Origin of the sequence: Microbacterium sp. B24 (assembly GCF_000333415.1) — a bacterium.
Taxonomy (GTDB): Bacteria; Actinomycetota; Actinomycetes; order Actinomycetales; family Microbacteriaceae; genus Microbacterium.
In genome coordinates this window covers 41,233-50,227 of record NZ_BADB01000384.1, presented here as the reverse complement: position 1 = coordinate 50,227, position 8,995 = coordinate 41,233, and the positions used below count along the sequence as shown (strand labels likewise).

Sequence of the window (8,995 nt, the reverse complement as noted above, 5' to 3'; positions counted from 1 at the left end):
ATTGAGCTCGGTCCCGGGGATCCTCTAGAGTCCTTGCACAGCAGTGTGCAAGTTTCCTGAGCGAGGAGCGCAGCGACGAGTCGAAATGCGGACGAGTCGGAGCGCCGGCTCAGTCGGCACCGAAGTCGAACGACGCCGACTCGGATGCCTCGTCGACCGCCTCGGCGAGCTGTTCGCGCGCCTCGTCGAACGGAGCCGCATGCCCGGTGATCTCCGCCGACGCGCCCGACGCGAGCTCGCCCACCAGTTCGGCGGTCGCACCGCCGATGAGCCCGAGACCCGCGTACTGCTCGAGACGGGCCCGCGAGTCGGCGATGTCGAGGTTGCGCATCGTGAGCTGGCCGATGCGGTCGGTCGGACCGAACGCGGCGTCTCCGACGCGCTCCATCGAGAGCTTCTCCGGCGCGTACGACAGGTTCGGCGACACGGTGTCGAGGATCGTGTAGTCCTCGCCGCGGCGAAGACGCAGGGTGACCGTGCCGCTGATGGCGGAGCCCACCCACCGCTGGATCGACTCGCGCAGCATGAACGACTGCGGCTCCAGCCAGCGTCCCTCGTACATGAGGCGGCCGAGCCGGCGACCCTGCTCGTGATAGGTCGCCAGCGTGTCTTCGTTCAGGATGCCGTTGACCAGGCGCTCGTACGCGATGAACAGCAGCGCCATGCCCGGCGCCTCGTAGATGCCGCGGGACTTCGCCTCGATGATGCGGTTCTCGATCTGGTCGCTCATGCCCAGTCCGTGACGGCCGCCGATCGCGTTGGCCTCCTTCACGAGCGCGACGGTGTCGGTGAACTCGGCGCCGTTGATGGCGACGGGACGACCGGCCTCGAAGGTGATCGACACGTCTTCGGTCGCGATCTCGACCGCCGGATCCCAGAAGCGCACGCCCATGATCGGGTCGACGATCTCGAGTGAGACGTCGAGGTGCTCGAGGGTCTTCGCCTCGTGTGTGGCGCCCCAGATGTTGGCATCGGTGGAATAGGCCTTCTCGACCGAATCGCGGTACGGGAAGTCATGGGCGACGAGCCACTCGCTCATCTCCTTGCGACCACCCAGCTCGGTGACGAAATCGGCGTCCAGCCAGGGCTTGTAGATGCGCAGGGCGGGATTGGCGAGCAGGCCGTAGCGGTAGAAGCGCTCGATGTCGTTGCCCTTGTAGGTGGATCCGTCGCCCCAGATGTCGACGCCGTCCTCCTTCATCGCGCGCACGAGCAGCGTGCCGGTGACGGCGCGGCCGATCGGTGTCGTGTTGAAGTAGGTACGGCCGCCGGAGCGGATGTGGAACGCGCCGCACGAGAGGGCGACGAGCCCCTCTTCGACCATCAGCGGCTTGCAGTCGATGAGGCGCGACTTCTCGGCGCCGTACTGCAGCGCGCGACCGGGGATCGATGCGATGTCGTCTTCGTCGTACTGCCCCAGATCGCCGGTGTACGTGTACGGAACGGCGCCCTTGTCGCGCATCCACGCGACCGCGACCGACGTATCGAGCCCCCCGGAGAAGGCGATGCCGACGCGCTCGCCGACGGGCAGGGACTGAAGGACCTTCGACATGGAACCTCAGTCTACTGAGCGGCGGCGGTGCAACCTGCGGAGGCGGCCCCCGCACTCGCGGGGGTCACCGGATTCGCATAGCTGTGCATGTATGCCCTAGGGTCGGACCCACGTGCGCCCTCCGATGTGGGATCGGGGCTGCCGACGTGGGGTCGGTGGCAGGGGCGCTCTACCTTGGGGGTAGTTGGCATGCGCGCTGCGCGCTCTTCCGTCGTGTCCGCGAAGCGTCCGTTCGTCGCGGGGCTTCTCGTCGTTCTTCTGGCGCTGGGCGGAGTCGTCGGCGGCATCGCGCCGGCAGCGACCGCCGCCGGCGGTCCCGGCGACTACCTGCAGATCGACAAGAGCGTCGACAAGCCGACGCCGCTTCCGGGTGACACGTTCACGTACACGGTCAAGGTCACGTGTTCGGAGCAGGACTGCCTGGGCGCTCAGCTCACCGATGCCTTCCCCGCCGCGCTCGTGGGCTTCGACATCGAGAGCGTGCGATTCGCTCCCGACACCACCCCGTACGCCGTGACCTGGACCGGGGGAGCGAGCACCCCGCCGGCGAAGGTCGCCGCCGGCACCGCCGTGACGGTCGACATCAAAGAGACGACCGACACCCCCGTCGGCGTCGGTATGTCGGCGGGCACCACCTTCTCGATGCTGGTCAGCCTCCGCGTGCCCGACAACTACCCGCCCGGCCAGAGCGGCGACATCGTCAACACCGCGAAGGTCACGGCGACCAACGCGAACCCCGTCGACAGCTCGGCGACGATCAACATCAACGTTCCCGAGAACATCGCTGTCGGCGTGACGAAGACATGGTCGCCGAACCGTCTGTCCTACGCGCCCGGAGCCGCGTCGGCCATCGCCCTCGGCGTCTCCAACGCCTCGAACGTCAACGTCGACAAGCTCGTCATCCAGGAGCCCAAGGCCGCCGTCGACGGAGCGTCCACGCTCGACGCGAGCAACCCCTTCACGATCACCGACTTCACGGGGTTGCAGAACGTCTCGCTGCCGGCGTCGTGCACGTCCGTCCAGGTCGACGCGTACGTCTTCCAGGGCGGTACCTGGACGTGGAAGACGGGCCCGCCCGCCGCCACCCCGACCCTGCCGAACGGCGTCACGAATGCGCAGGTCGGCGGCATCCGCCTCACCTGCGTCGGCACCATCGCGCCCGGTGACAGCGTCGCACTGGGGCTCGGCCTCGCCCAGCGCTCCACCCAGCGCGACACCGGAGCCGATCTGTCCACGGCCGAGCACCGCGTCGACAACGTGGCCAACGGCATCGCGGCCGTCGGTACGCGCACGGCCACGAAGGATGCCACGGCCAGCTACACGGTCGCACCCTCGATGCCGACGGTGCAGACCGCGAAGAACATCGCTCCCGGTCAGATCACCGCCGGCCAGAAGGCGTCGTCGACGCTCTCCGCCACCAACGGCGCCGTCCCCGTCAGCGAGCTGCGCGTGGCCGACCTCGACTTCTTCTCGACCGACGTGGCCTTCGGCGGGTTCACCGCCGCGCCCGTGTGGCCCGCCGGTGCCAGCGCGGCGACGGTCGTCTACCACCTCGCCGCCGGCGGAACCCAGGATGTCTCCTTCGCGAATGGCGCCGTGCCGGCCGCGCCCGGAGGGCCTGTGACCGGCTTCGAGCTCGTCTTCACCGGCTCGCTGATCCAGGCGAACGCGACCGCCAACGCCGCCTTCACGATCGCCACCACCGAGAACGCGACCGGCGCAAAGCCGAGCGTCACGCTGACCAACACCGTCGCCTCGACGGTGACCGCCCCCAACGGTCTGACCGCGAAAGCGACCGACGACGCCACGCTGACGGTCATCGACCCGTCGGTCTCCGTCACGATCGACAAGACGGTGCGCCCGGGTGCGCCCGTCGCCCCCGGTGACAGCGTCATCGCCTCTCTGCGCACCGTGGCCTCGGCCACCGGTGACGGAGCCCGCATCAATGACATCGTCGTGGAGGACGCCTGGAACGGCGCGCAGGACGCGTTCTGGAACGCCTTCAGCTTCACCTCCGTCGCGCCCACGCAGGTGCCCGCCAACACGACGCTCACCGTGCAGGTGCGTCGTCACGACGGAACGTGGGTGACACTGGCGACCGCGCCCGCGCAGGCGCAGGCGTTCGTCTTCCAGATGGATGCCGCGGCCACCGCGGCCGCCCTCGCGCCGCTGGCTGCCGCCGACGTGGAAGGCATCCGTTTCACCTTCCACAGCGACGCGGGGTTCGCCGATACCACCAACGTCACGCCGAACCTCGTCTTCGACGCCCGCGCCGATCGTCGCACGGGCGGCGCGACGACTCCCGGCCCCGACAAGCCCACGACCTACACGAACACCGCGGTCTCGAGCGTCACCGGTAAGAGCGACGGCGGCAAGACGCTGATCGACGATGCGACCGACACGGCACCGGGAACGATCCAGACCGAGCAGAACCCGCCGGGCCCCGGACCCGACATCCAGAAGCGGTGGACGCGCGACTTCCTCGATGCCCAGTCCGGGCAGCGTGCCGACACGACGCTGCGCTGGAACGTCTCCTCTGGCTTCGCGCCGGTGACCATCACCGACCCCGCCACCGACGCCGGCACTCCGACGTCGACGGCCTATGACGCGTTCGACCTCGTCTCGGTGGCGGCGATCGCCCCGAGCTCCGACCCGTACAGCAACGGCTGGTACCTCAAGTACGACACCGTGACCGCGGTCGAGCTCTTCTTCGACGGCACGTGGCACACCGTCGCCGCGCCCGGCGGCAGCTGGATGACGGCAGGCCGCGGCTTCGTCGGGTACACGCTCACCGCGGAGGAGGCGGCGAAGACCACCGGCGTCCGCCTGGTGATCGATGAGACGGCGGCCGACACCGCGGCCCGTCAGGCCGCGCGACAGACCGGTCCCGCTTTCGATCCGTTCGCGCCCGCCCCGGGCTCTGGAGTCGGCTCCGGCAGCGTGCAGCGAGAGTTCGACCTCACCTGGCAGCTGCGTGACGTCACGCGCTCCTCGGGAACCCCGATCACGGCGGACTCGCTGCTGAACACCTCCACCAAGGGCGTCGTCGACAACGCCGTCCAGATCAGCTCGCACCCTCTCGCGGGCGGCGCGGACGTCACCGACGGCGACCACGACACGATCCAGATCCTCAATCAGCCGCCGGGAGTGAAGGTCACCAAGTCGGCCACGCCGACGAGCCAGATCTTCACGCCCGTCACCGGTACGCCCGCGCAGAGCTATCCGACGGCGCAGTGGACGATGACCGCGCACAACGACGCCACGGCCAAGGCGAGCGCGCTGCGGATGACCGATCCGGCCACCTGCAGCCAGACCGCACTGGCCGGGTGTCAGTCCGATGTCTCCGCGGCCTTCGCCGACCCGTTCGACACGTCGAAGAACTACCTCACGGACAGCGGCACTCCGACGCCCTTCGATCGCTTCGACGCGACCAAGATCACGATCGCCTCGAGCATTCCTGCCCAGATCGACGCGTCGGGCTCCACGGTATGGCTCCTGCATTACTCCGGCGGCACGTACACGACGACCTCGCACACCATCGCTCAGGTGAACGCGTTCACCGCCGAACAGCTCTCCGACGTCGTGGGTGTCAGCGTCACGTTCCGCGGCGTGAGCGCGGCGAACACGGGCACGATCGACCAGAGCAACGTCTTCACGGTCACGATCGACAGCCGACTGCGACCTACGCTGCGATCCAGCGGCGGTACGCAGGTGCTGCCGGCAGGAAAGACGGTCGACGTCTCGAACCGCGTGTTCGCCCAGTCGTACGACCCGGTGCTGGCGCCGACCACGAAGACGGGTGACGTCGCCGACGCGAAGGTCGTCCTCACCGGCGGTGTCGTCAACATCACCCCGACGAAGTCGGTGAGCGCGGCCTCCATCGCCGAGCCGGCCAAGAGCACGCCCGTCACGGTGACCCTGGGTGCGAACCAGGGATCGAACCCGCGCAGCACCCTCTCTCCGAACGTCGTCGTCGTCGAGGACTTCGCCGATGCGACCGCCTTCTGGAACACGTTCGACCTCGTCGGGCTCGGCACGGTGACCCTGCCGGCCGGCGCCGACCGCGTGCGGGTGGATGTGCACGCCGGGGGAGGCTGGATCCAGGGAACCGCCGCGGCCACCGCCGCGCTGCCCACGGGCACCGACGTCACCGCTGTCGACGGCATCCGCTTCACCTTCACGCGCGCCGACGGCGGGCTGTTCTCGAACACGCTCCCGGCGGGCAACTGGTCGGCCTCGGCCGCGTTCACTGTGAAGGTGCGCGACGCCTACCGCGACGCGAGCGGCCCGGTGATCTTCGATCACACCGTGACCAACACGCAGTCCTCGCAGTCGACGCGCGTCGACGGCAACGACTCCGCCCTGAAGCAGGCGTCCGCCCAGATCGCGCTCACGCAGGGAACGCACCAGATCGCGGTGAACAAGCTGAGCAACAACGGCGACCGCCTCGTGTCGGTCGGCTCTCCCGTGCCGTTCGATCTCACCTTCCAGAACACCGGCACCGGCTTCCTCACCGTGTCGGAGCTGACCGACACGCTGCCGGTGCAGCTGGACTACCTGACGACACCGGCGCCCGCGTTCACCAAGCAGGCCGACGGCCTCCTGTCTGACAAGGTCACGGTGGGCCTCAGCCCCGACGGTCGTACGGTCACGTTCACGTGGCCGTCGGACGGCAACCGCATGAAGCCCGGTGAGGTGTTCAAGGTGCGGCTGTTCCTCGAGCTGCAGCCCGGACTGTCGCAGGGCGACCGCGCGACCAACACGATGACGGTGAAGACGGCGCAGCAGCTCACCGCGTGTCGCAACACCGTGCCCGGCGGATCGACGACCAGCGCGTTCGCGAACGACCCCACGACGTGCGGCACCACCGACTACGTCGGCGTGGTCGCCGGCTCGAACCTGTACACCGTCAAGGGTGTCTCGGGCGCGCTGCCCGGTGCGTACCAGCCGGGCGCCTCGGATGCGATCTGCCAGCAGAATCTCGTCGTCGGCGACAAGGGCTACTTCCGCTCGCCGTGTGTCGCGAACTCCGAGGTGGGCGGCACGGACGACTGGGTGCTGCACAACGTCAACGCGGGGACCGTCCCGGTCGCCGAGATGACCGTGTTCGACCAGCTGCCGACGCCGGGTGACACGCTGCTCATCTCGGCCACGGGTCGCGGCTCGACGCTGCGCCCCGAGCTCCTGGCGGGCTCGCTCAAGGTCGCCGCTCCGGCCGGCACGACGCAGACCGTCGAGGTCACCACCAGCACGGGAGTGTGCGTCAACACGTGGTCGACGCTCACGACCGCGCCGGTCTGCGAGCAGAACGGTGAGAAGTGGACCGTCGCGTCCGACGGCACCGACTGGTCGAAGGTCACCGGCATCCGCGTGCACCTCGACTTCCGCACGACGCCGGCCAAGGCGCTCACGCCGGGTCAGGCTGCCGACGTCACGTTCTCCACCGTGAACAAGCCGGCTGCCGCTGACCGTCCCGACGGCGCGTCGACGAGCGTCCCCGCGAGCGATCAGTTCGCCTGGAACCAGTACGGCGTCAAGTACGAGCTGACCACCGAGAGCACGTTCCGCAAGATCGCTCCGGCCGTCGTCGGCAGCCACCTGCGCTTCGGCTCGATCGCGGTCACCAAGAAGATCACGGGACCGGCGGCGCAGTACGCGCCGACGAGCTTCCTCGCCGATGTCGTCTGCTCCGCCGGCGGGTCACCGCTCGACCTCGGAGCGGCGTCGACCGTCACCCTCAGTGCGGCCAACGACTACACGGCGCGCATCGACGGCATCCCGCTCAGCGCCGAGGGCACGACGTGCACCGTCACCGAACAGGGCGCCGTCGGCGCGTTCGGTGAGACCTCCCGCAGCGGATCGCCCACGACGATCGCCGTCACCGAGCCGGCCCCGCAGGAGGGTGATGCGGGCGACGTGCCCGCGCTGCAGGTCGCGACGCTGACGAACGACTACCAGTACAGCGGTCTGTCGGTCACGAAGCAGGTGCAGACCGAGGCGACGGCCGGCGAGTTCGGACCGTTCACGTTCTCGCTGACGTGCACGAGTGCGACGGGAATGCCGGTGGCGTTCGACGATCAGGGTTCCCACAAGCTCACCTTCACGCTCGAGGCGGGCCAGACCTGGACCGCTCCGACCGACCGCATCCCCGCCCGGGCAAGCTGCACGGTGACCGAGACGGACTCGTTCTTCGCGAACCACATCGTGTTCACGGGCACGAACGTCGTCGACGCCGGTGACGGCTCGGCCACGGTCACGCCCGGGGTGGATGCCGCCGCGGTCACCGTGACCAACGGGTACGACGCGGGTCGACTCACGGTCGGCAAGGTCGTGACCGGTGCGGGCGCCGACCTCTACGGCACGGGTTCGTTCGACTTCTCCGCCGTCTGCACGTACCAGGGTCAGAGCCTGCTCGACCAGCGCTTCTCGCTGCGCCACGGCGACACCGAGACGTTCGGTGTGTACCCGACCGGCACCGTGTGCGACGTGAAGGAGCTGACGACGGGGGGTGCGACCGCGGCGACGCTCGACCCGGCCGACGGCCAGGTCACGATCGTGGCGCCGACCGACCCGGTCGCGATCGGCGACGTGAAGGTCACGGCCACCAACCGCTTCGACCTCGCCTCGTTCGACGTGGTCAAGGAGCGCCAGGGCAACATGCTCAATCCCGGTGCGGCGGGACCGTTCACGGTCAGCGCGGTCTGCATGTACGTCGTGGACGGCACCGTCACCGACATCGCCGTGCCCGGGGGAGCGGAGCGCCAGCTCACCGCCGCGAACGACTACCGGGCGGCCTACACCGACCTTCCCGTCGGCGCGACGTGTGAGGTCACCGAGACCGTCACCGGTCACGCGGCCTCCACGAGCATCACGGTGGACGACGCCGACCCCGTGACCGGGACGAGCGCGACGATCGACCTTCACGGGGGCGACGAGCCGCAGCTCATGACCATCGCCAACACCTTCACCGCCGGTCAGATCTCGGTGACGAAGACGGTCAGCGGCACCGCGGCATCCGCCCACACCGGCGACACCTTCGGTGTGACGCTCGTGTGCACCTGGTACGGCGAGAACCTGCCGATCCCGGGCGGCGCCGTCCGCGATCTCACCGTGGGAACGCCCGTCGTCTACACCGATCTGCCGACGGATGCCGCGTGCGTGCTCACCGAGACGCGCACCGGCGAGGCGAAGCAGGTCACCATGACCGTCGACGGTGGACACTCCGCCAATCCGGCGAGCGTCGTCATCACCGCCGACAGGACGGTCGCGATCGGCGTCGACAACCGCTTCGACAAGCCGTTGCCGGCCACCGGTGGCAGCTCGGCGCTCGTGCTCGGGGTGTCCGGCTTCGGGATCGCAGGTCTGATCGTCGGCATCGTGCTGTTGACGCGCCGCCGTCGTCGCGAGATCTGACGGATGCGCTGAGCGGGCGGGCGAGNTGAC

2 protein-coding genes are annotated in these 8,995 nt (G+C 69.1%); one reads left to right on the top strand and one right to left on the bottom strand.

Annotated features, from left to right (window positions below; all coding sequences use genetic code 11):
- Positions 1–109: 109 nt before the first annotated feature.
- The gene (gene argG, locus I5I_RS10765) at positions 110–1,552 is read right to left on the bottom strand and encodes an argininosuccinate synthase (RefSeq protein WP_036286841.1); all 1,443 of its coding nucleotides are present in this window, start codon (positions 1,550–1,552) and stop codon (positions 110–112) included.
- Positions 1,553–1,741: 189 nt separating this feature from the next.
- On the opposite strand from argG, the gene I5I_RS10760 reads away from it, so the two are divergent.
- Complete coding sequence (locus I5I_RS10760) at positions 1,742–8,965, top strand: DUF5979 domain-containing protein (RefSeq protein ID WP_036319385.1); 7,224 nt, start codon at positions 1,742–1,744, stop codon at positions 8,963–8,965.
- The last annotated feature ends 30 nt before the right edge of the window (positions 8,966–8,995 follow it).

Bases quoted from the DNA above. Each gene is read 5' to 3' on its own strand.
- argG (WP_036286841.1), bottom strand. From the start codon at position 1,552: ATGTCGAAGGTCCTTCAGTCCCTGCCCGTCGGCGAGCGCGTCGGCATC.
- I5I_RS10760 (WP_036319385.1), top strand. From the start codon at position 1,742: ATGCGCGCTGCGCGCTCTTCCGTCGTGTCCGCGAAGCGTCCGTTCGTC.